This is a genomic window from Cupriavidus sp. C2SS-8b (assembly GCF_057073745.1).
This window is the reverse complement of sequence record NZ_CP172718.1, coordinates 194,862-217,214: the sequence shown is the minus strand read 5'-3', so window position 1 is coordinate 217,214 and position 22,353 is coordinate 194,862. Positions and strand designations below refer to the sequence as shown.

Here is a 22,353-nt window from a genome sequence, read left to right as displayed (position 1 = left end):
AGCATCGCTCCGCCGCCGCTTCGACAACTTTCATGTAGCCGTCCGATGCAAAACTCTCTCGTTGTTCTTTCCCTTCCGGGCGCGTGGGTCTCCCGTGCCGAATTTCTATCCGCGCTAAGTTCTCAAGCGCCAAAGTATCGTCTTGTTGACGGCATGCTCACGGATTTGCACACGGGGGAGAGCGTCCTCATCGAGTTTCGGAAAGGACGTCGTAGGAATACCGTGCTGGATTTTTGGTGTTTTGGTCTGCACTGGCACGACACCAGCGAGATGCGTGCAGTGAGGCAGCACGCGTCGTGCGTCATTATCAAGGGCGCGGGGGGCAGTTTGCATCGGATGATGCATCTGATGGCTGCGGCAAGCGCTGTGGTTCAAGCTGGGGCGCTGGGTGTGCTCGTCGAGCACGTCGGCATTGCCCATACGCCGCAAAAATGGCTGGACTTCGCGAGCGAGGGCGTCGATGGGATTCTTCGGGCGTTTGTCGTGACGGTCGATGGGGCCGGCAGCGGTGCCTATAGTTGCGGTATGCATAATTTTGGGATGAAGGAAGTCAGTGCCCCGGCCGAAATCCCAAACTGTGCGAATGTTGTCGGAATCATTACCCGGCATTTGTTGGTGAAGGGCGCGAGCATTGCCCGCGGACAAACTATCGCCATCGGCGGGAAGGCAGACCGGTATCAATTTTGGGATGTGCGATCTGCGGTGGCTCCCGATGGGGCCGTATTCGACCACCAAATTGGCACGTGGAAGCTGCTGCGTGCCGAGGCCATCCATTAGAGTTCGAGGCAGCGCTGTGGACTGACGAGAACGGCCGTAGGAGGCGCCCTTCACCGACGTCAAATGCCGCCGTCCCGTACGACACTCTTGGTCGCTCATCATTCATGCGCCGAGAGTCCAGTTCGTGACTGAAAGGCGGTGCAACTCCCAACAGTCCCGGAAATCGATGTGTTTTACCGCTTTGTAAGCAGGACGGAAAATCAGCGTTCATGAACACTGGGCCGGGCAGTTAAGCGCTTAGCGGTCTCCTCCCCGAAGTCATTGTCGGGTGCTGATTCCGGGAGCCCGGCGAACGAAATCGTGGTTCGCAATTTGATCAAACATGAATTTGGCCAAGTCTTCACGGGCGACCGTCAGCGAATGCTTGGCGTGACCATACAAGCCGACGTTGAGTTGCTCCGCGGCGTGGCGATTCTTCAATACAGCCGCTCGAACCATTGTCCAATCAAGCGACGAGATACGGATCGCTCTTGCAAGTCCGATCATATCTTCGTAAGCACTTGGCATCGCGAACTTGATGATTGCGGCAGGCAGCCAGATCTTGAGGTCGAAATCATCGCCAGGATCAGCGGCTGTCCCGGTCGAGACCGCGATGAACCGCTTCACCTGCTCGCGTTCCATCGCTGAGATGATTGCCCGGGTCGCCGTAGTGATTGGCATACCTTTCGGGTGTGGCTGCCTGGCAGGGCCCAGCGCCGAAAGCACCGCATCTGATCCACGGATTGCGTCTCGCAACAAGTCAATATCGGTAAACTCGCCTCGGACAATCTGCACATTGGCGTTCTCAAACTTACTGCTGGAACGTGCAAAGACGGTGAGTTCGAAGCCGCGCTGCAGGCCCTCGTTTACAAGGGATGGCCCGGTTTTCCCGGTCGCTCCGAAAAGGGTAACTTTCATCTCTCTCTCAATTGCCGCTTCACAGCCTCAGGTGCTAGTGGCCCGATCAAATTTGATAGCATTGCATACGTGTTCGAACCACGGACAGTTGCTCCGAGCTATCGAGCGCTGTCGATGATCGAGCCGCCGTCGGGGGTAAGGCTGTATCCGGTCAAAAACTGGGCATCCTTACTCGCCAAGAACAGGACGACAGGCGCAATATCGTCTTCCGGCGAACCATAGCGGCCGAGCGGGTTGGTCGGCGGAGGGACGTTGGTTTCCGGACCCCATGTCTCGGCCACCGGCAGTACATTATTCACCGTGATCTTGTCGGGGCCCCACTCACGGGCAGCGGTGCGGGTGAGAGCGCGCACTGCCTCTTTGGCCATGTTGTACGGACCATATCCCACCAAGCCCAGGACACCAGCCATTGAGCCGAAGTTGATGACACGTCCTTCACCGCTCGCCTTGAGGTAGGGGTACGCCGCCTGCATCGTCCGCAGATACGCAATCGGTCCCATCTCGAAATTGCGCTGCAACTGTTCCGTCGACAGATCGGTAATGGAAGAGAACGGCGCGGATGAGTCGAAGGCATTGTTGACGAGGATGTCGATCCCGCCATAGGTAGCGACGACTTTATCCACCGCTGCCTTAATCTCGCCGGCATTGGCGATGTCGCAAAGCGCGCCGATTGCCGTTCCGCCATCAGCGCGAATGTCGGCAACGACCGCATCCACATTGGCCAGGGTGCGCGAAAGAACGGCCACTTTGGCGCCTTCTGCGGCAAACAGTTTTGCGATGCCGCGGCTGGCACCAGTGATGATCGCGACTTTTCCGTTGAGTCGAGCCATGGTTGATCTCCGTTAGTTGAGGGATGTTTGGCGCTCCGCAAATGGAGCGTAGGGGGACGGGGTCTCGCGAGCGATGTTCTGTGTTGCGAACGACGAAACGAGCAGCACAACGCCGACTACCGCAGGCAGCGCACCTCTCAGTTCACGGACGCCAAGGTGAGCCAAACCAGACAGCAGCAGGTGATAAAACATGCCGGCGTAGGCCAGGTCGCTTAGCGGCGCGCTGACGCGCGCCAAAATGGCGGCCACGCCCAGGAGCTTTACCGCAGTGAGAAACGGTACGAGATAGCCGGGATAGCCAAGGTCTGTAAGTGCCTGGACAACCCAAGCCCGTTTGGCTAAATACATCGTCGCGGAAGCGAGATAGAGCAAGGAGAGCAGCGCCGTGCTGATCCAGTACACGTAACTTTGAGTCATGAGGTTTCCTAAAGCTGGGGGATTGCATCGACACGCAACAGAATGTCGTCTAAGCTAAAAGTCAGCAAGTAGGATGAAAAACTGGTGGTTAGTATGGAAAAGAAGACTAATGGCGGCGATGAGATCAACATGCACGAGGAAATGCGCCGGGCATTTGCGCTACTGTCGGGAAAGTGGAAGCTGGAAATCATGTGGCTGCTCAACCAGCGGATCTATCGCTTTGGGGAACTGCGCAAGGCCATACCGGGGATCACTCAGCACATGTTGACGGCACAGCTTCGTGAATTGGAGGCGGATGGCCTAATATCGCGCACGGTGTTTGCTGAGGTGCCGCCGCGCGTCGAGTACGAGATCACGGCAAAGGCGCGCGGCTTGGGGGCCACGATGGAGGCGCTGACAGCGTGGTGGAATGAGTATGGGAGAAGTGTGCCGGCGAAGCCGACGTCGCGCGGGCGCAGGGCAAAGGGGAGTTAGCGCATCCGGCATGAGACTGCGTTTGCCCCGGCACCGGTTCGCATCACGCTCGCCAAGCGCAGGGGTGAGCATCGTCAACCCGCTAGTGAGGGAGAGTCTTAACGTGCCAGGAATTACACAAACTCCCGTCAACGGCGACCTGGAGTTCTCGTGCTTCGCATTGCGCGCCCCCATACGCCGGCACAACATGCAGTCAGAGGGCTATACCGCTGCTTGCCGTTGACCATCCCCAGCGACGAGCGGCTCAGAGCCGCAGCGGGCTCAATGAAAGCCGTAATCGATCAGTTGCCTGCCCGCGACGAAGCGCCCATCGTTGGAGGGTGCGCCGAGAACCACAGCGAAAACACGTCGCATCGCTTTGCCCTTGGCCACCGAGCGCTTTGCCGTGACCGCCAGGCAATAGCCTGCCTTGGCAGTATGGCCCGTCTTCAGGCCATCGATAGTTGGATCGTCCAGCAGCCGATTCTTGTTGTGTCTGGTGAAGCTGCCATAGCTGAAATCCCGCTGAGCGGAGAAGGCCAGGTAGACCGGAAAATCCTCCGTCAAGCGCACCGACAGGTGGGCAATGTCTCGGGCAGTCGAGTAGTGGTTTGGCGTGGTAATGCCGGAAGGGGTGGCGAAGTGACTGGCACTCAGCCCTAGACGATTGGCGTAATCGTTCATTTTCCCTAGAAATGCGTCCTCCGACCCGGCGACCGTACGGGCCAGGACCATTGCCGCATCGTTTGCTGAGACAACAATGAGACCCGTCAGTAGGTCCTGAATGCTGATGATCTGGCCGGCCTGGAGGCGCATGGTTGCCTCGTCGCCGCCCACATGAGCAAGGTCGCTGGCCTCCACACGCACCAACTGTTCCCACTTGATCGTGCTCGCCTTCAGGGCGTCAAGCACGACGTAGGCTGTCATCATTTTAGTTAGCGACGCGGGCTGTAGACGCTCGTCAGCATTCTTCTCGAGCATGACGCGATGCGAGCCGCTGTCGAGCAAAATGTAAGAGCGTGCTGCAATCTGTGGAGCCTGCGCGGCCGTTGCGGGGAGGGGGAGGGCGCCGAAAGCAAATGCCGAGGCGGCAAGAAAACGAGTGAAGCGCAAAAAAGGCATCAATGAACTGTCGTGCGTGGGCCGAGGCGTGAGGCCGCCTCGAGGAGAGCATTGTGTAGGTGACTACGCCTGGGCGGAGGACGCTAGCTGGACGCACCGTTTTGCAAGGACATCAGTTGGGTCCACTAGTGCGACGCTCGCGCTTCCGACCGGGAAGCTGTCGGTCTGCGAGAAAACGAGCGGGAGTTCGGTGCAGCCGAGGATCTGGACTTGCGCACCCTTATTTTGGAGGTGCTCGATGGCTGCCCGAAGCGACGCTGCACAGTGCCCCTGCGTGTAGCCAGCCTTCACGCCTGTCGGGCCATAGATTGCCTCCATCACCATCGCCTGGAAGTCGGGCGACGGTGTGATCAGTTCTAGCTGCCCTGCGGCAGCATCGTGATATACCCGACTCTCCACCGTGCCCGACGTCGCAAGAAGTCCAACTTTCGTTCCCTTTCCATACTTGCCGACGATGTGTCCGATGGTTTCCGTCAGCATGTTGACGATCGGAATCGAGAGATGCGGCTGAATCCGCTCAACATACGCATGGGCGGTATTGCAGGGGATCGCAATGGCGTTTGCCCCCTCAGATTCCAGACGTTTGCAGGTTGCGTAGAGTGCAACTGTCGGGTCCGCTTCGTGGCGCAGCAGATTTGCCGTGCGATCCGGGATTTGCGGATTCTGCTCCACGACCATCTTAATGTGATCCTGGTCCTTGGACGCGAGATTGGGTCGCCAGTGATCGGGAAGTTCTCCAGTGCCCTCAGCGTATGAATGCCGTAGTACGCGTCTGCCGGCACCTCGCGGTAGCCAAGCAAGTCATGCTCGCGCCGCGTTCCCTTGAAATCTTGTTGAATAGCCATCGCATTCCTCATCAGTGCGCCTTGTTTGCCAACCGGATTCTAGGAGCGCAATGGAATCCACTTTATGAGGATGTAAATTGAAACTATTCCATACCAGAATAGTTTTGCTTGGAGCGCCACATAGCGCACTTTATGCTGTACTTTGATGATCAGGATTCGCTTATTTCTTGCGTTTTCGGTCCATACATGGGGTTTACGTGGGCGTTCGGCTGCCCACTTGGGTACGTGTGACCCTCAGCGGCAAAGAGGTGCCAAATGCAACTGAAGTGGATCGAAGATCTTTTGGCGATCGAACAGACGCACAGCTTCTCCCGGGCCTCAGAGCTCCGATTTGTTACGCAATCAGCACTTTCTCGACGCGTAAAGTCGCTGGAAGATTGGGTTGGCGTCGAATTGGTAGACCGAGGCACCTACCCGGTCGAATTGACGCCTGCTGGCCGCAGGTTCTGCGAGCAAAGCAAAGAATCCGTCGGTGCCATTACGGAACTGCGTTCGGAACTGCGCCAGGAGGCAAAGATGCCAGGCCGTTCCATCCAGATCGCCGCCGGCCATACGCTCTCGTTGACGTTCTTGCCAAGGTGGTTGAAGCAGTTCCACCAACAAACCGGTGATTTCAATGCGCGAGTCGTCGCAGCGAACGTTCACGATGCCGTCGTCGCATTGGCTGAAGGCAGTTGCGACTTGATGATCGGCTATCACCATCCACTCGTGCCGATCCTGCTCGACCGCGACAAGTTCGCCGGCATCACGTTAGGCCATGAGGATTTCATCCCTGTATCTGCGCCAGACGACCGCGGCAAACCGATCTTTTCGCTGCCGGGCACGACCGACGCTCCGCTCCCGTACCTCGCGTACACGGCCACGACATTCATGGGACGCGTTGTCGATATGATCTTGAACAGCGCCGACGCACCGTACCATCTGCGTAGCTGCTACGAGGCGGACATGGCGATGTTGCTGATGAAGATGGTGGTCGAGCGATACGGCGTTGCGTGGTTACCGGTAAGCGCGGTTGCGGAGGAGATCGCAGCGGGACGCCTCGTCCAGGCGGGCCACGACACCTGGACTGCTCAATTGGAAATCAGGTGCTACCGGGCGATTGCCAACGCCAACCCTACGCTGCAAGACCTGTGGCAGTCATTGGACAATACTTCATCGTGTGAACACGTCGAAGATGATGCTCCAGTCTGAACAAGCGGCGAAGGGAAGGGGAGTCGCTGGGACCTGTTGGCAGAATGCGGGGAAGCAATGACCGCGGAATGGTTGCAAGGGTCATCCGTCGACACAGAACTAGAAAGGCCTACAGAATGCGCGCGTTCGAGATCGAGATCTCAAAGCCAACGAATGCTGACAGCTTCGAAAACATGTGCACGGATGTCTACGGTGTCGTGTTCGACGATCCGACTCCAAAGAGGAACGGCAGATCAGGGCAGAAGCAGGGCGGTGTAGACATTTTCGTTACATCAAGAGCCGGTCGAATTGGCATCCAGTGCAAGCGGTATGTCGATGGCGGGGTGACCACCAAGACAATTGATGATGAGGTTGCCGCGGCCGACGCGGCGGGTTGGAAGATTGTCCGCCTCATAATTGCCACGACAGCTGCAAGCGACACGGCGCTCGTCAAGCACGCACAGGAAGTCAGCGACCTTCGGCAGGCCAATGGCCAATTCTTGGTCGAAGTGGAATCGTGGACCGAGATATGCAACCACATCCAACGATACGACGCATTGCATCCGAAATACTCCCCAAACAGCGCGGGCGGTGCCATTGCGGTGCTACGTGAGCAGGGAGAAAGGACTGGGGCGCAGATCGCTGCCATGCCTGCGACGATGGAAGCAACATTCAAGGCGGCACTATTGCAGATGTTGCCTACAGGTCGGACAGATTCACCGAATGGGCTTGTGACGAGGCAGCTTGACAAGGTGAACGACCTGCTGCGCGGCCTGAAATTTCAGGCTGCGCAGGAGTTGCTTGCCACTCTCGAAACCGAGATCGCGAGCTTCGACAGACATCAGAAGGCGCGCTGGACTCTTCAGAATGGCATTGCACACTGGCAACAGAATCGTGAGGAGGTCGCTGCTGAGTGGTTTCTACGTGCCTATGACCTGTTTTGGGATGACGAGCGCATCGCCGCTAACAAAATCCGAGCGCATATCATCCAGGGAGACCTCAAGCTTGCCAACGCTGAAGGGGCACGCCTGCTAGGCCTATTCCCGCTTTCGCTCCATGTTTGGCTAGCGGCTACCAATGCTCGAATCTGCGAGAACGAGGACTTGACGGAAGCCGAATTGCCGGCGCGCTTCAGAGAAGAAGCAGATGCGCTGCAAATGATGGCCTACGCCTTTTATCGGCAACAGAGCGACTTGGCGGTAACCTACGCACGGCGAGCTTTACGCGCAAAGGATGCAGGCCTTTTCACCCGCAAAGGGGCCGCAGGCATCATCGTTAGCGTCGCAGGAAAGGACGGGATTTCCGCGGACTTCGACGCCTACGCCGAAGATTTGCGTGAGGGTCTCGATGAGGTAATCGCCGCGTTCGAGCCTGCGGCAACAGAACTATGGCGGATCGAAAATAGCCAGCACAGGGCCGAAGCTGCCTCGCACGTGGCGCTTGCCCACATGCTAACCGGCAAGCCTGGCGTGGCGCTCGCCATATGCGAGCGAATCGAAACGGAAATTCCTGAGTATGCCGATAACGTGGCCGCCCTACACATCGGATCCTTGCTCTTCCTCCGCCGGCACGAGGATCTTGTTAAATTTTCCATAGCCCACCTCAATGCGCTGGACGAAGACGGATTGCTCCTTGCGGCCGAAACGGCCGCAAACCGAGGCGAGTCCGAGGCATTTGCTCGCATCACTCACGCATTGCGCGAGCATGCGCCGGACGAGAAACCGGTTGTCAAGCTGCTTGAAATGGTGTGCGCGTGCAACTCCGGCCAATCCGAAAAGGTGGTCAAGGAAGTCAGTGAGACGCCCGCTGATGGCCTTGATCTGATTACACTCAGCGCCTTTGCGGGGCTGATGCTCAATGCCGGCCGTGACAGCGAAGCGCTCCGGTTTGTCGAGGTCATAAAGAAGCGAGTCTCCACCCATTCGAGTTCGCGCGAGCGTCTGATCGTCGCGGATATTTTGATTCGCGCCGATCAGTTCTCCGACGCCGTCGGCCTCTTGGAGTCGGTGGACCCCAGCGGCCGCAGCCTACCAATTCAGACGCGACGACTGCGTGCCCTATTGTTTGGTGGGTACCGGCGAAAGTCAAAAGACCTCCTGGAAAAAGTGCCACCCGAATGGCTTTCAGATGACGCCTTCCGCCGCCTAGCGATGGGCGTCGCACAAGAAGCCAATGACTGGAGCCAGCTCGAACTGCTTGCGAGACTGCATCGCGAGGCCCATCCAGAGCGGGCGGAAGCATGGGTCTTTTGGTACCAAGTTGTTCTTCATACCAGACCACCCGCACAAATCCGAAACGCCTTCAGCGAGGCGCCCGAGCGTCTTACGGGGACCCTGAAGCAGATCGCGCACTTGGCGGCGGCAGAGTTGCAGTATGGCAAGCCAGAGGTCGGGTACGCGCGGCTTTATCGCATGTTCCGCTCGAACATGGACGACGTCAGTGCCGCCTCCTCCTATCTAATGGGAGTTTTGATCGGTCACCGAGCCAGACACGGTAGAACACACTTTCCGGAGGTGAGGCCTGGCTCCATGGTGACGCTTGAGGGCGCGGACAGGAGCATCGTAAAAATCGTGATCGATCCTGCAGGCATGACGGATCTGCCGAAATCTGCGAGATTCCTTGCTGCGGACAGCCCGCTGGCGAAAACGATGCTAGGACTGGCATGCGGCGACACCGTTGACATCGAGGGAACGTTCGATGTTCGCAATTTCACGATTCGTGAGATCAGTGATGCTCATCAAGGACTGGGCGAGTACGCGCACGAACTCTTGTCGAAATCGCTAGAACCCGCGCCTGGTCTGCAGCTCTTCAGCCTGACCGAGAAAGAGGATGGGAACCTGGATGTCTCGCCCATCCATGACCGACTCAAGGCGCAAACGCAACGTAGCAAATCGGTAATGGAGCAATACGCCGAGAGCAAGCTTCCGCTTGGCTTGTGTGCGCAAATGCTCGGCGCCGACGGCATGCAAATGGTCTTCAGTTGGGACCAGCGCAACCCTCCGCTCGCAAGTGGTGTCACCACAGCGCCAGAGCTTGAGGCCGCAAGTGCATTGTTGCTCGACCAATCGTTCCCCGTTGTGATGGACGCGCTCACGCTGGCTGAACTTGTCCGCTTTGGACAGGGTGATCTTCTCTCAGTGTTGCCACGGGTGTATGTTTGCCGGGGGACCTACGATCGATTCAAACAAGCGGAAGTCGAGGCGTTGGATTCTCGCGCAGAGGGACATGCGGCCGATATAGATGGGCAGTTCGCATTCTTGCCTATCACGGAAGAGGCTCGCAAGTGGAAGGCAAGCCAATATACCGAAGCATTGAGGCTAATGGACGAACACTGCGAAGTTTGCCCGGTGTATGGGCCGGAGCAAATGCCTCACGAACTCATCCTTCTAAAGGATCTTCTCGATACAGATACCTATGACGCGCTCGCGTTGTGCCTCGAAAAGGGGGCAGCCTTGTTCTCGGTGGATGAACGCCTTAGGAACTGGGTCTATGGAGTGTTTGGTATCAAGGGTGTGTTCCCCTATCTCGTGGCGATGAAGGGCTTGCAGGACGGCAAGATCTCACGTGGTGATCACGCAGAGTTCGCCCTCAACTCGGCGCTGCACAATCGCACCGTTTTCGCCCTTCATGCAGATGACGTCTTTTGGGGACTCCAGCAGCCGCAGATGGCGGCGCGGACGCTTGAATTTGTTGCCACCCACCTCGCAACCGCGCTCAATCGCCGGTACGCGATCGGCCTAGCGCGCGACCTGATTCAAGGAATGCCAAACGTGTCCATGCAGTACGGCGCAGTTGTAGAGTTCGTGAAATTTATCGCCAATGGCTTGTTTCGCAGAAAGGATAACGTCACAGGAATGCGCGAGGGCTTTGCCCGATGGTTGCGGCAAGTAGCGGACATGTTGTTTGCTTATACCTCGCCGTATCCCGCTACACGAGAGATTCCCAGGGAAGACAAGGCTGAATTTCTCAACGTGCTGGAGCATGGCTTAGAAACGGGAATTGCATTGGCCGGGGAGGGCGGCGCGATAGAGCCGCCCGCGATCGGAGCGCTCTATTGCAGAACCGGCTTCGTCGTTCATCAGCCAAATGCGAAAGCGCTCACAAACGTCACGGTGTCACCGGCAACGGCAAGCTAATAGGACGGCGACGGGTCAACGCGTAGGGCAGGGCAGGCCAGCTTTCGTCGCATCACCTATACGTTGCGCATGAATGACGCACGTGCATTTGGCAATCCGCTGATATCGTGGCAGCAATGCGTGGCTAGTAGTCAATCATAAGCGTTCTGCTCGCGTCCACCGACGCTTTGCCGTGACCGCCAGGCAATTGGCTGCCTTGGCAGTGCGGCCCATCTTCAGGCTATCGGCGGCAGTTGGAATCTGCCCCCGTCTGCGAGATAGATGAAGCCCTGCTTCGCGATGGCATAATGGAAGCAGGCCTAGCCTACGAGGCCACCCCAATGTCTCATTGGTGGCCGCCAAAAGCCCGCGCAAGCGGGCTTTTGTTCGTCTCTATGGCTCAGAATTGCGCTGAAGGCGAACCTGAGCACTCGAGCGTGGCGCGATGTGTGAACGAGAAATAGCAGTTAGAGGATTTTCAGATTCAGCGCTAGTTGGCGGCGGCACAACACTCCACAGGCTCGTATAGCCGGTAACCCAGCCAGTGACAACGATGCCGAGACTATTCGCGTATCCATATGCCGAATGGTGGTGCCCTGGGCGGGTGCAGCGGTGCCGATATGCCGTAAGCTAAGCACTCATCCTTGGGATTGCGTAGACATTTTGCCGAGAATCTACGTTCATTCGACGATACGTGACCCTCAACCAATGGGGAGTTGCCTTCCTAAAACGGGCAGCTTCATCCGGATTTTTGTGTTCGATCCTGTCGGCAACGAGGTTCACGGCGTTTTTTACTATTCCATAGATTGAGTCCCGGCCTAAAGGAACAGCTTGCTCGTCTCCGTGGAGCCGGGATACCAAGGGCGTTGCTGACGGAGGAGGAGGAATGTGGATACCACGTGCCGCCAAGTATCTGTAAATGGCATACTTGGCCGAAGGATTCAGGACAATCTTCCTTGCCTGCTGCCCGCTCGCGTTCCTTAAAGAAAGCGACCACGTTTCATCTCCGGAGCTTGGTGACTTGTAGCAAAACAAATCGGACAGGCGGATACAGGCCAACTCCTCCCCGCGGATGCCAGTGTTTCCCATGAACCGAATTACGAAGAGCATCCGCTCGGCCTCGTCATGCGCTGGATGTCCGACTGGAAACTTCTCGCACTCTAACTCGAGCTCTCGGAGTAATCGAACAAACGACAAAAGGGGCAGGGATCTCGAGGGCTTTGTGGATCCCATGGCACTTTTCTTCCGACGGATTCGTCGCTCGCGGAAGAGGTTATATTGGATGTGCCGGAAATCGACCAGAAACGAAAATAAACTTTCCAAGACGCGAAATGCGAATGAGCAGCTCGCGTCCGACAAAGCTCCCTCGAACGGCCGCCAATCTCCGGCAGTACGACGCCGATTGCGCATTCCGCACCAGGAGTCTGGAGGATCCCGGAGAAATGCATCATAGAAGTCTAGGTCTGACGGGGTGATTTCGGCCAACAGCTTTCGATCGATGAAGAGCGCCCAGCAGTAAAACCTATGGACTTCCTTCTCATAGGCACGCTCCGTAGCATGGGTAGCAAATCCAGACAGCCACTGCAGTACAGTCCCCAGCTCCTGATACGCGCCATCATGTAAAGCGCGATCGACGGGATCGCAAGGATGCCCTGGTTGGCATAGAGTTCGGAGATCCCTCAGGGAAGAAGGAAACGGTGAGATGCTTAGCCCATCTTCTTGAGCGGCCATGTAAACTCCTGCGGCACGTATGCGTTGGACATCATCGCACGGGTCGAAGGCATTCGGCCGATAACAAAACTGTGGGCAGTAAGGGATGCAAATGAAAAAGTATGTTTGTTTTGGCGCGTATGAGCCGAAGAGCATTCGGACACGTATTTACGTCGCGATCAAACATAGTTTTGCGTCTTTCGACTAAAAATAACCTCTTAATTAACTAGCATTAGGCTAGTTACGAGTTTTCGCAATGCATGATAACCGCGCTTATCATGGTGCCAGAAAGAGATCTATAACACTCTTAGAGAAAGGCGCAGGCCTTGGCGCGAGCGTCATGCAACGCGTGATGTCGGGCACCGTGCTCGCGGAAGTAGGCTTCCTGTTTATCGAAAGCTAGGCGACTCCCGATGTGCTCGCACCTCCAGCCGGTCGGGATGTCGCCATCGACTAGGTCGGACAGCAAGTCGAAGTCGCCTTGGTAGTCGAAGCACAGAATCGGCTTGGGCTTAGCTGGCACGGCGAACAGCCATGCCCGCAGCTCGGCTTTCAGTTGTGCGCCCGACATCGACCGGCCCGATACCTGACCGAGTTGTGGCAGCACGGCAACGCGCACGAATTCGCTGCATGCCGACAGATCGACGTCGGAGCACTCACCGTAAAATTCGCGCCCGTCCTCGCCCACGATCGCGATGCTGATAAGCTGGCAGTCCAGAAAATCGGTGAACTCGGTATCGACGAAGTAGCGGCACTTCCAAGGACTGCGCGGTCTCATCGTTTTCGGGCGCGCGGCTCAACCAGTCGAGCGCTCGGAGCGCCGCCGGGTCGGGGGCGGCGGTAGCTCCGAATCTCGCATCATGAAGGGCTCAAGCTCTCGAATGTCACGTTCCGAGACGCCGGACTCTCGGAAGACCTCGCGCCAGCCCGACACCGTGTCCAGGAGTCGCTCGACTTCCAGATACGCCTCGGCCGGCGTCAGCATGAAGCGGCCGGCTTGGGAAAGCGCATTGGTCAGCGTAGGGTCGGTTCCTTCATCGCCAACAATGAGTTGCTGGTACTGAATTCCCTGCAGCTGCGGCTGAACGTCATAGACGGGCGACAGTCGCCAACGGTCCGCACCCTGATGCAGGAAGGCATGATTTTTTGCATGGTCGTCGGTGTTCTCGATCAGGATATTCAGGACCATGCGGCGGAACACCTGAAGGCTGTCTTCCGCGGGCGTGGGAGAAAAGCGGCGGGCGAACTCGGCGACGTCCGCATAGGCCATTTGCTCTTCGGGAATCCCGTCTCCGAGCAACATCGTGCGCGCACTCGCAAAGTGAATCCGGCCACCGCCGGGCTGCCGGTCAAATCGCTTCACCAGCAGCGTATGGCTGCGGCCCAGCTGAACCAAACGGGACTCCGGAGTCTCGATGCCGCATTCCCTCGCCAAGCGCAAGGAAGCATGTTCAATGGCGCAGAAATCGACATCATCGCCTTCGGCCGGGAATTTTGCGATCCAGGCACTGCCGTCGTCCTCAATGACTGCCTTGGGGCGAGCCCCGCCGGCGGTCCCTCCCGGGCGCAGCAGTTGGCGGAGCCTGTCATCAATCGGCAGCTGAAGCTCGACGGCCCGAGCGGCCTCGATGAGGCTAGGCAGATCGCCGCGGTGAAAAGGCGGAGCATCGTTGACCTGGTAGATCTCATCTGACGCCGAAAAACCCAGGGCACCGATTCGGTCCTCGCCCGCGAGAGCGAGGTAGTCGATCGCGGCGCGCCGGCGCGGGTTGAAGGCCCGATCAATGACGCGGCGACCCCAGCGGTCCGGTCCGGCATCCTCGAACACCGGATGCAGCTCCAAGCCGACTGGCGCGGCGTACTGGCCGTCGCGCAACGGCAGGTCGGGGCACAGCGCGATGGCGGCTTGCCGGCTCAGGTACTCGCGCGCATAGGCAAACAGACATTGCCGGCCACCGATTAGATCCAGGCGTCCGCAGAGCTGCGGTTCGTGGCCGTGGGGCGGATAGAACCAGACAAAAAGATGGTCATTCATGGCTTTTTCCACTGGGCCTGAGACTTGGCCGCTGGGCGCTGAATGCGGGAGAGCTCAAGGTCGAGCGCCACGTCATCGGCCGCGGGGTTCGCGATCTCCGGAAGCCATTTCAAGCGGCCGACCAACCAGAGCGCCATCGCATAGACCGCCACTGACACCGTCGGATCGCCTTGCTCCATCTTCCGGAGCGTAGGAACGGAGACTTGCATCCGCTCAGCAAACGACGCCATTGTCTCCTTGCGCCGTTTGCGGGCGACCTGGAGGTTGAGGCCGAGCTGAATCAGGGAGCGACTGACCGGTCCTGGCAGTGTCGAGACGGCGTTGGCTTTTCGCGGCATGATGGAATCAATAATAGCGAAAATGGCAGAAATCAGAAACTATTATTTGCTTTTATCCGTTCATTTCCTGGGCCACGCAGCCGCGTGTCAGCGCGTCATTGTACCGTATAGGGCGCTTTTCGGATAAGATACCTTATGTTAAATGATGGTGCCACAGTGACCGCCTTCATCCATTGCAGTGTCAGCGATGCGCTGGGGGCAACCGGGCGCCTTCACCACGGTCGCAGCGGCCGATCACGGCAGTTCCGGTTGCGCGGGGCCAGCGTCGCCGTCCGAACGATTCTCGAGCCGTGCCCGCGACAGGGCCACGGCCTCATGCAATTTCTGCTCCAGCAACTGCCGGGGAGGAAGCTCGGTCAGGTACTCCGCGACGTGAATGCCGGTCTGGTCCAGTTCCAGGAGTTCGATATGTTCGCGTTTCTTCCCCGTGCAGAGGATGATGCCGAGCGGCGGGGCTTCGCCTGGTTCCTGTTCGTGGCGGGCAAGCCAGCGGAGATAAAGCTCCATCTGGCCTTTGTCTGCGGCCTTGAACTCGCCAAGCTTGAGTTCGATCGCCACCAGACGTTTCAGCCGGCGGTTGTAGAACAGCAGGTCAATATAGTAGTCCTCGTTGTCGATTTGCAGCCGCTTCTGGCGGGCAACGAAGGTGAAACCGGCGCCCAATTCCAGCAGAAACTGCTCCAGCTCGCGCAGGATGGCGTCTTCGAGGTCGCGCTCGAGGTAGCGATCCCGCAGCCCGAGAAAGTCGAGCACATAGGGATCTTTCAACACCAGGGCGGGGCTCAGTTCGCCCCGCTCGCGCAGGGCCGCGAGCTCGTCGGCGAGCAATGCATCCGACTGACGCGACAACGCCGTGCGCTCGAACAGCATGGAGTCGAGGCGCTCCTGCAAGGTCCGGGTGCTCCACCCCTCGTTGCGGCACATTTCGAGGTAGAACTCGCGTTTGAGCGGATCGTCGAGGTAGATCAGGGTGCGCAGGTGGGTCCAGCTCAATTGTCTACTCAGTGCGTAGACAATGTCCTCGCTGGCAAAGACCTCAGCGAAGCGCACCATGTGACGCAGATTCTTCACACCAAAGCCGCGACCATGCTCGGTCTCCAGGCGCCGCGCGAGGGAGACGACGATTTGCTCGCCGTATTCGGCGCGCCCGCCACGCAGGACTTCCGAGCGGATGCGTTGGCCGACCCGCCAATACAGTAGGGTCAGCGCCGCATTGACCGCGACAGCCAATCCGGCGCGGGCTTCGCTGATGAGGCGCTGGATATCGCCGAGGACCGCCTCAGTTTGCAAGCCAGCGGCGGGAGATGCTGAGGGAGAGCCCGGTTTGGTCGCACGATGGCGCGTCATTGCCTCAATTCCTTACTGTCGGCCAGCGGCTCGCGGCCGCACCATCATCTTGTCGCTGCTGCGAACCGTTGCCTTGGACGCCAACCCGCCTTACCTGGCTGCACCGCCCTCGTGTGACAGATCGCCTGCCCTTCGCAGCCACTGTCGTGACCAAGACAGACCACACAACGATCTGGGTACATCACCATTTGCCGACCGACTGACGTTCACGTGTGAAAGTGCTCACCATAAAAATATGGAGGGTGACAGTATAAATAACAATCGTGGGAAATCCAGCCGCGTCCCCGCACCCATGGACGGCCAACACGCTGGGCGAGCGCCCCTTTGGAACTGCCGGGAAAAATGGCTCCTAATCCTGTGTTGCACGATGTTTATATCGCCGTATCCTTCTCCGGTAGGTCCTGCTACCACCCGCGCCCCTCCCCTGGTGAGCGCGGGTTCTTTTTTTCACGAACAGCTGCGCGGCGCAGGCTGGATTGCCGACAACGGCGATCTGGCAGATACTGAGTGTGGGCGACGCCGCAAGGTGTTACCCGATTTCTTCTTGGACGTTCTGCGGCTCTCCTCCATCGGAGCGAGGGCTGCTTTTTTGTCGCGCTCACTATCTGGCAACCGGCGCGTCCAACTTTCCGACGGCAGCCGCCGCATGCGCGATCAATCACCGGATCTGCCGGTGTCATGTCGACCTGCGGGCGTTCTGACCTGTGTGCGCAATCCGGAAAGCGCGCCAGTCGTTTGCCCCGCACCGCTGGCGCCCAATAGGGTTGCTTGCGAACCTCAACCGCCGATCGAGCCTGTTTCGTCTTGATCAGGACAAGTCGGGGCGCTGTGCAAGAAGTCTCCGCCGATCGTGGCCACCGCGCACGCACCGAGACCGAAGAAGCGGCACGGTCCTGTGTTCGGATAAACCGTGGATTCGTGGTGATGGCCGTGGAAAGCTCGTTTCACTCGCATTGCTTCGATGAGCGTGTCAATCACCTCGAACCCGTGTGGGTGACAAGCCGGAGCCTCGTGGCTGATCAAGACATCCGCATGCTGACTCAATAGCGCGTTATATGTCTGCGGGAAGATCGTGCTGCGATGGCGCCGCGGCAGACCGCCACGCCAGTAGTTTCCCTTCCCACATTTGGCAAGATAGTCAGACTCGCTCTCTACGCGCGAGGCATCGGGCGGCATCCAGACCTGGCCGCGAAAAATTCCCCCTAGCCCGGCAATCCGAAGGCCTGCGATCGTGACCACCCGCCCATCCAGGTTCCGGTCGGCCAGGCCCGAGCCGAATAGGTTGTCGTAGTCGGCATCGCTGTCGGTGTCGTGATTGCCGGGAATCCACCACACCTGCGTCAGGGGAAGGATGCTGGCGAGTTCCTGGTCCAGTGGGCGCCTAGCCTGGATGTCTCCAGCGAGCACCACCGCTTCGGGGCGGTGACGGTGGACGCTTTCGATCAGCGGGTCGAACTCCCCATGGGGGTCGCCGCAAATGAATACATGGCCTTCTGACATCGGTCGTTGGGGTAGGTGAATTGGTCTGAGTGGAACTGGCGGATCGATGACGGGTAACGCCGCCACTCAACCTCGGTTATTTCTGAATGATCACCAATTTACCTGATCAGAGGTCTGCCGAATGCGTAGCCACGACTGCACCCGCGCAAGGTTGCTGCATCCACGAGTACAGAGTCGTAAGCCAAAGTCGCACGCCGTAGGACAAGACTGACGAACGCGCCCCTTCCCCGTTTACAATGCTGCCTTGCAACATGAATCTGGACCGTAGAAGCGCGCGAATCGCCACAGGTCCTACGAGCAGGGGAGGCGGCAATGGCGACAGCTCTGGCTGCGACCAAAGGCGAGGCATTAAAGCTTCTGGAAACAGAGGGCGTCACGGTCGTGGATTTGGACTACGAATCAGGATGGCAGGATGCGATTGAACTGGGCAGGCTGGGGGAGAAGCTTGGCATACGTGTCCAGTATCGCGGCCATGAGAGTATTGCTGTCAGCTCGCCCGCGGCACTAGTTGCCGGGCTGAGTCGTCCAAAGTTGACATTCCGGCAGCGCAATCTCTACTGCCAATTTCAGCTCAGCACGCTGCCAGCGGCTGACTTGGAGCGCCTGGAGGGAAAAGCGGAGAAGCTCGGGGACTACATCCTCGCCGGACATCTCATGCGGGATGTCGATGCTGTGTGGGCGGAGTAACCCGTTGCCATGCAGCCTTCCTGAAGCCCAGAACAGGATCTGCGCCGTGAGTCGCGCCTTGATTTGCCTAGCCGCTCTCGGGTAGCTCTTAGCTAGCAGAGATGTGGTTGGCCGGTCGCGGATTGCCCGTAGTCGTGGCAGCAGCTACCATCCCTGAAGGTTTGTTGTGCCCGGCGATGTCGGGCCGGTCCTCGAGGGGTGTACCAACGTGAACGCCGTGACGAATCAGCTTGATCTCTTCGAAGATGGCCGCGATGTCATGCTTCGCAACGACGTGCTCACGGCGCTTGAGCAACGCAATGCTGCCGCCGGGCGTGAAGCACTGCAGCGCCTGGGCGTGGAATATCCAGACGACGCGCTTGTGCCAACCCTGGAGACGCTGGTCGGTGTGCTGGAGTCACCCGCCCACGAATACTTCACGAATCACGCGGCACTGCGCGACCGATGCGAAGCGTGGTGTTTGCCGTGCGTGCCGGCAGCTCGCGGGGCATTCGGCGACGCAGCGGGCATGGCTTGGTGCCTACCGCTGTGGCGCGCCATCGCCGGGGCCGCCTCTCAATTGCCGTTTCACCGGGAGATGTCCGAATGGCATGCGGCACCGCTATGGATGCGCGCAGCGGAGTGGACGAAAGCATGTGAAAGCATCAAGCGAATCGGGTCATGGCGACGCATTCCAATCCCGCTCGCCTGGATGGCCGAGACGGTCTACCGGCTCCAGGGGCTTGATTCGGCGTGGCCGCTCTTGTCGGAGCTTGCTTGGTTGTCTCCGAAAAAGCTTGGCGCGCTCATGCAAACGCTCGGGGATTCGTCATTGGTGGCGCTGCGCCGGCGGTTCGATGCGAATTTCGACGGTGACGGTACAGCCGATGATCTTGCCTTCTTTCCCGCCTGGGCCTTGACGGAAAAACCCTGACTTGCTGCCCTCTTACGCGCGTCCGAGCCTTCGACGGGCACCTTACCCGAACAGGGAATGCGGATCATGCTGGAGTTGCTTAACCTTGAGCGCCAAGGCCGCCAGCATGATTTGGTGGAACGGCGAAAGGACCTACGCGGCCTGCACGGGGGCCTCTTCGAGGCCTATATCCGTACGCGATAACGCTTCGGGGCTCTTCTTCGCTTCTGCACGCACTCAAATAGGGCAAAAAAACAGCTCTCCACCTAGCGGAAGAGAGCCGTGGAACATCCACGAAGAAGTCGGGCACCCGTTGTCAAGCACCCAGCTTCAGTATCCGCCAAGCTCCCAGGGCACGCAATTCCTCCCCCAGCGTGCCGCGTCGACCGTCCGGTGTCATGGGGAGCGCAGTGATCAGCAAATTCAAGCACCTGCGCAGCCATCACGCGATGCCACATGGCCACGCTGAACTTGCTCCATCACCATTCATCATGTTGGTGCGCCAACCGGCCGGTCGATCATTCCTGCGCAATGAGACTGTGCTCAGGTCGCTTGCCAGACTACGCAAGGCAAAGGAAAGAATCTCTGGACCGACGCCTGGCTTGTTCCGCGCCAATTCATTGGCCCGCAGGGGCCCGCAAGATGCCCAGGAGACGTCCCTTCACAGCTCGCAGAAATGGGTACGCACGCCGCAGACGGGTGTCATTGGCATGGGTCTAGAGCGCTCGGCGTGCGGAGTCGACTTTATGGCGACGCACGTTGCTGCTTGGCGCGCCGCGCAGTCAAAGCGTGTGTCTCGGCTGCGCAGCGGCAGCGATTGCCCAGCCAGATGAATTCAGATGGCCAGCGGTTCGCGGGTGGAAAAACGCGGGATCAAGATATGGGGGCGTGCTGGGTGGGCCCCGCGTGAGTTGTGCTGAGCTTCAACGGTATGGGGCCGCAGCACTAACGAGGTAAAGAGCCAAAGGCTGGGAATACTGCTAGAGGGTGAAGAACTGGCCGAAGCTCCTTCCGGCTAGTCTTAGGCGATCAAAACTGGGCGCCGGTGAGCGCCCATCTTGCCTCAATCGACCGGTTGCCGACGGCCAACTCAGTCGAGGCAAATGATCACGCCGAAGCTTCGGGTGTCGCGAAGGTCTGTGCCACCTTTTTCGCCGGGGCTCGCTTCTTCGTTACGGACTTCACCGCGGCCTTCTTCGGCACAACGGTCGCGGCGGCTTTGCTATCGGCAGCCTTTTTCGGGGCGACCTTCGTGGCGCCAGCTTTGCCTGATGCCTTCTTCGCGCCTACAGCCTTCGCCTTTTTCGCCGCGAGTTTATCCTTTGCGGCTTGCTTCTCAAAGCGCGCTGCGGACTTTGCGGCTTCCGTTGCCTTCGCGACGTCACGCTTTGCCGCTTCAATGGCCTTTTTCGAGTCGGCGCGCAGTTTCAGCAAGCGCTTTTTCGCTGCCTGGGCTTCACGTGCGAGCACGCTCGCCTTCTTCGTCGGTGCCGCCAACTTCTTTGCGACAGGCTTCTTTTTGGTGACCGCGCTCGTCGGCGTCGTTGCTTTGGTTGCTGCGACCATGTTGATTTATCCGTTATTCGCTGGAGTCGCGGAGTATAACCTTTGTCGCGATCTGCAGTGATCCGGGGCTCACCATTGGGTTGCCAAACGGCTGAAATATCGACCAACGATCCGAAGTGTTTCAGCGTCGCTGCGCTGCATTGCAGCACGCGTAAAGCTTGATCCCAGGGGCAAGAGCGTTTAGTGTCAATGCTCGGTGTGCGCATACTTAGCGCGTCCTCGCACCGAGTTCACTCAGTGTCTGTCATCCTCCGTGGAACTCCGTCCACGGACCAGCAGTCGTAGTTCCTTTCCCGTCCCCCCGACAAAGGAGCTGGCATGCTCAGTCCGCATGAAATCGCCGCGCTGCTACTGCTTGGCGATGCGCAAGACATCGACGATCTCGAACCGGAACAGTTAGACGGCTTGCTGGTCCACAAACTGGTGACGATGGAGCATGGCTACGGCAGCCCAAACGCCCACCCTCGCGTGACAAGTCAAGGGTATTCCATGCTTGAAACCGTGCGCCGCATTGCGTAACGCCGCTCGATATTGAGCGCCCTTCACGTTTTGCTCTATTTCTCGCGAAGGGTCCTTGGCGACGAATGCCGCGGATCCGATTGCATCGGGCAAAGCCAAAGCCATACCACTACAGTGACAAGTCGGTGGAAAAGACTGCCTTCTTGGCCAGGTCGGGTATCGCCGACTGCGCGTTGAAATTGAGCCAAAGACTTACCACCCAGCGCCTGAGTAACCCGCAGTACTGGCACGCATGTCCATGGGGCTCGACAGCCGGCGGCTCGATGCGAATCATTGCATCCAGTTCCTGACCGTTTTTGATCAGGCGGGGAAAGTGACTAGCGTTCGTCTTTCCGGATAATTTCCACCTGCTCGTCGATGATGACCAGGAGGTCAGCTACTGAGCCGGTGAAACGGTGCCGGACCCTCTCTCGTGCCTTGCGCTCGCTGGCCGAACGCACGAGCTCATAGGTACCGCCCTCCTCCGAAAGACGGATGACTCTCAGTTCTTTGCTTGGCGGAACCTGCAGCCAATAAGAGTACCCATTCCTTATCCCTTTGTCCGTGCGTTCGCGAGGAATCAGGTATGGCCGGGCAAGCATAATCTCGGCGTGAATCGCTTCAAGGGACATGGTGCTGCTCTCAAAAAACAAAACCCCTGCATTGCAGGGGCGATACTACTTCGAGCCAGAAGCTGAAAACTAGGCTTCTGCTGCAATCAGGAATCGCTTGGGGTTCTTGCCGAGCCAAGCCGGCTGGCGACCACGGCCGGACCAGGTCTTCCCGGTCTTGGGGTCGTGGTACTTAGGGGGTAGTTCCGACTTCGGCTTGCTCGCGGCGCTACCTGCTGGACGGCCGCGACGGCGCTTGGCAATGTCTTCGGCCGTCAAGCCGTAGTCCGCCATGAGGCTCCGAATCTTCTCGATGACGCCCGCTACTTCATTCGCGCGTACCTCTTCCAGTTGGGCTTCGAGGGCCTGCTTCTGGGACATGAGTTCCTTATAGGATGCCATGTGAGTTTCCTTTCCAGTAGAGGGATGACAGAAGACAGTTTAATGCTAATCAAGCTTAGACGCAAAACTGTTAAACACGATCATCATAAACCACTATTCAATGGAAAGATCGATGCCATACATCGGAATCCAATGGAAATA

Annotated in this window: 19 protein-coding genes and 1 pseudogene; 7 read left to right on the top strand and 13 right to left on the bottom strand. The window is 58.4% G+C overall.

The genetic code is table 11. From position 1 onward, the window contains the following. The first annotated feature begins 45 nt into the window (after positions 1-45). A complete protein-coding gene (locus ACIGJB_RS30630) occupies positions 46-777 on the top strand; it encodes a hypothetical protein (protein ID WP_066735637.1) in 732 nt (243 codons plus the stop codon). Between the two features lie 258 nt (positions 778-1,035). On the opposite strand, the gene ACIGJB_RS30625 is transcribed toward ACIGJB_RS30630, so the two are convergent. From ACIGJB_RS30625 to ACIGJB_RS30615, 3 genes are all read right to left on the bottom strand, one after another. Next, positions 1,036-1,674, bottom strand: coding sequence for an NAD(P)-dependent oxidoreductase (locus ACIGJB_RS30625; protein WP_043355292.1), 639 nt, complete (start codon positions 1,672-1,674; stop codon positions 1,036-1,038). Positions 1,675-1,772: 98 nt separating this feature from the next. Beyond that, on the bottom strand, positions 1,773-2,504 hold the full coding sequence (locus ACIGJB_RS30620; protein ID WP_043355291.1) for an SDR family NAD(P)-dependent oxidoreductase: 732 nt from the start codon (positions 2,502-2,504) through the stop codon (positions 1,773-1,775). Between the two features lie 12 nt (positions 2,505-2,516). Next, positions 2,517-2,921, bottom strand: coding sequence for a DoxX family protein (locus ACIGJB_RS30615; protein ID WP_043355290.1), 405 nt, complete (start codon positions 2,919-2,921; stop codon positions 2,517-2,519). 93 nt (positions 2,922-3,014) lie between these two features. Here ACIGJB_RS30615 and ACIGJB_RS30610 point away from each other — a divergent pair, with 93 nt between their 5' ends. Beyond that, the gene (locus ACIGJB_RS30610) at positions 3,015-3,395 is read left to right on the top strand and encodes a winged helix-turn-helix transcriptional regulator (RefSeq protein ID WP_043355288.1); all 381 of its coding nucleotides are present in this window, start codon (positions 3,015-3,017) and stop codon (positions 3,393-3,395) included. Between the two features lie 261 nt (positions 3,396-3,656). Here ACIGJB_RS30610 and ACIGJB_RS30605 read toward each other — a convergent pair whose 3' ends face one another. Together ACIGJB_RS30605 and cuyB are read right to left on the bottom strand one after the other, a co-directional pair. After that, positions 3,657-4,496 (bottom strand): D-alanyl-D-alanine carboxypeptidase family protein, encoded by an 840-nt coding sequence (locus ACIGJB_RS30605; RefSeq protein ID WP_052495066.1) that lies wholly within the window; start codon positions 4,494-4,496, stop codon positions 3,657-3,659. Between the two features lie 63 nt (positions 4,497-4,559). Continuing rightward, positions 4,560-5,201, bottom strand: a pseudogene (cuyB, locus tag ACIGJB_RS30600) (cysteate racemase); the annotation flags it as partial. A 395-nt stretch (positions 5,202-5,596) separates the two neighbouring features. Here cuyB and ACIGJB_RS30595 point away from each other — a divergent pair. Both ACIGJB_RS30595 and ACIGJB_RS30590 read left to right on the top strand, forming a co-directional pair. Next, positions 5,597-6,532 (top strand): LysR substrate-binding domain-containing protein, encoded by a 936-nt coding sequence (locus tag ACIGJB_RS30595; RefSeq protein WP_052495059.1) that lies wholly within the window; start codon positions 5,597-5,599, stop codon positions 6,530-6,532. Positions 6,533-6,648: 116 nt separating this feature from the next. Then, positions 6,649-10,647: a PIN domain-containing protein gene (locus tag ACIGJB_RS30590; protein ID WP_043355224.1), complete on the top strand. Its 3,999-nt coding sequence runs from the start codon at positions 6,649-6,651 to the stop codon at positions 10,645-10,647. Between the two features lie 1,996 nt (positions 10,648-12,643). Here the strand turns inward: ACIGJB_RS30590 and ACIGJB_RS30585 are convergent. From ACIGJB_RS30585 to ACIGJB_RS30565, 5 genes are all read right to left on the bottom strand, one after another. Beyond that, the gene (locus ACIGJB_RS30585) at positions 12,644-13,114 is read right to left on the bottom strand and encodes a 3'-5' exonuclease family protein (protein ID WP_483735129.1); all 471 of its coding nucleotides are present in this window, start codon (positions 13,112-13,114) and stop codon (positions 12,644-12,646) included. A gap of 18 nt (positions 13,115-13,132) precedes the next feature. After that, positions 13,133-14,371: a type II toxin-antitoxin system HipA family toxin gene (locus ACIGJB_RS30580; RefSeq protein WP_483735128.1), complete on the bottom strand. Its 1,239-nt coding sequence runs from the start codon at positions 14,369-14,371 to the stop codon at positions 13,133-13,135. After that, on the bottom strand, positions 14,368-14,709 hold the full coding sequence (locus ACIGJB_RS30575) for a helix-turn-helix domain-containing protein (protein ID WP_483735127.1): 342 nt from the start codon (positions 14,707-14,709) through the stop codon (positions 14,368-14,370). The genes ACIGJB_RS30580 and ACIGJB_RS30575 overlap by 4 nt, the downstream gene beginning before the upstream one ends. A 234-nt stretch (positions 14,710-14,943) precedes the next feature. Further along, positions 14,944-16,056, bottom strand: coding sequence for a PDDEXK nuclease domain-containing protein (locus ACIGJB_RS30570; RefSeq protein ID WP_483735126.1), 1,113 nt, complete (start codon positions 16,054-16,056; stop codon positions 14,944-14,946). 777 nt (positions 16,057-16,833) lie between these two features. Continuing rightward, positions 16,834-17,556 (bottom strand): metallophosphoesterase family protein, encoded by a 723-nt coding sequence (locus ACIGJB_RS30565; protein WP_483735125.1) that lies wholly within the window; start codon positions 17,554-17,556, stop codon positions 16,834-16,836. A 312-nt stretch (positions 17,557-17,868) separates the two neighbouring features. On the opposite strand from ACIGJB_RS30565, the gene ACIGJB_RS30560 reads away from it, so the two are divergent. Continuing rightward, positions 17,869-18,243, top strand: coding sequence for a PHA-granule associated protein 4 (locus tag ACIGJB_RS30560; RefSeq protein WP_483735124.1), 375 nt, complete (start codon positions 17,869-17,871; stop codon positions 18,241-18,243). Positions 18,244-18,451: 208 nt separating this feature from the next. Continuing rightward, positions 18,452-19,156 (top strand): hypothetical protein, encoded by a 705-nt coding sequence (locus ACIGJB_RS30555; RefSeq protein ID WP_483735123.1) that lies wholly within the window; start codon positions 18,452-18,454, stop codon positions 19,154-19,156. 1,086 nt (positions 19,157-20,242) lie between these two features. Here the strand turns inward: ACIGJB_RS30555 and ACIGJB_RS30550 are convergent. After that, the gene (locus ACIGJB_RS30550) at positions 20,243-20,701 is read right to left on the bottom strand and encodes a fumarate hydratase (RefSeq protein ID WP_223999811.1); all 459 of its coding nucleotides are present in this window, start codon (positions 20,699-20,701) and stop codon (positions 20,243-20,245) included. A gap of 318 nt (positions 20,702-21,019) precedes the next feature. On the opposite strand from ACIGJB_RS30550, the gene ACIGJB_RS30545 reads away from it, so the two are divergent. Then, positions 21,020-21,220 (top strand): hypothetical protein, encoded by a 201-nt coding sequence (locus ACIGJB_RS30545; RefSeq protein WP_483735122.1) that lies wholly within the window; start codon positions 21,020-21,022, stop codon positions 21,218-21,220. A gap of 317 nt (positions 21,221-21,537) precedes the next feature. Here ACIGJB_RS30545 and ACIGJB_RS30540 read toward each other — a convergent pair whose 3' ends face one another. Both ACIGJB_RS30540 and ACIGJB_RS30535 read right to left on the bottom strand, forming a co-directional pair. Beyond that, complete coding sequence (locus tag ACIGJB_RS30540) at positions 21,538-21,831, bottom strand: hypothetical protein (RefSeq protein WP_483735121.1); 294 nt, start codon at positions 21,829-21,831, stop codon at positions 21,538-21,540. Between the two features lie 69 nt (positions 21,832-21,900). Beyond that, on the bottom strand, positions 21,901-22,212 hold the full coding sequence (locus ACIGJB_RS30535; protein WP_483735120.1) for an H-NS histone family protein: 312 nt from the start codon (positions 22,210-22,212) through the stop codon (positions 21,901-21,903). Between the last annotated feature and the right edge of the window lie 141 nt (positions 22,213-22,353).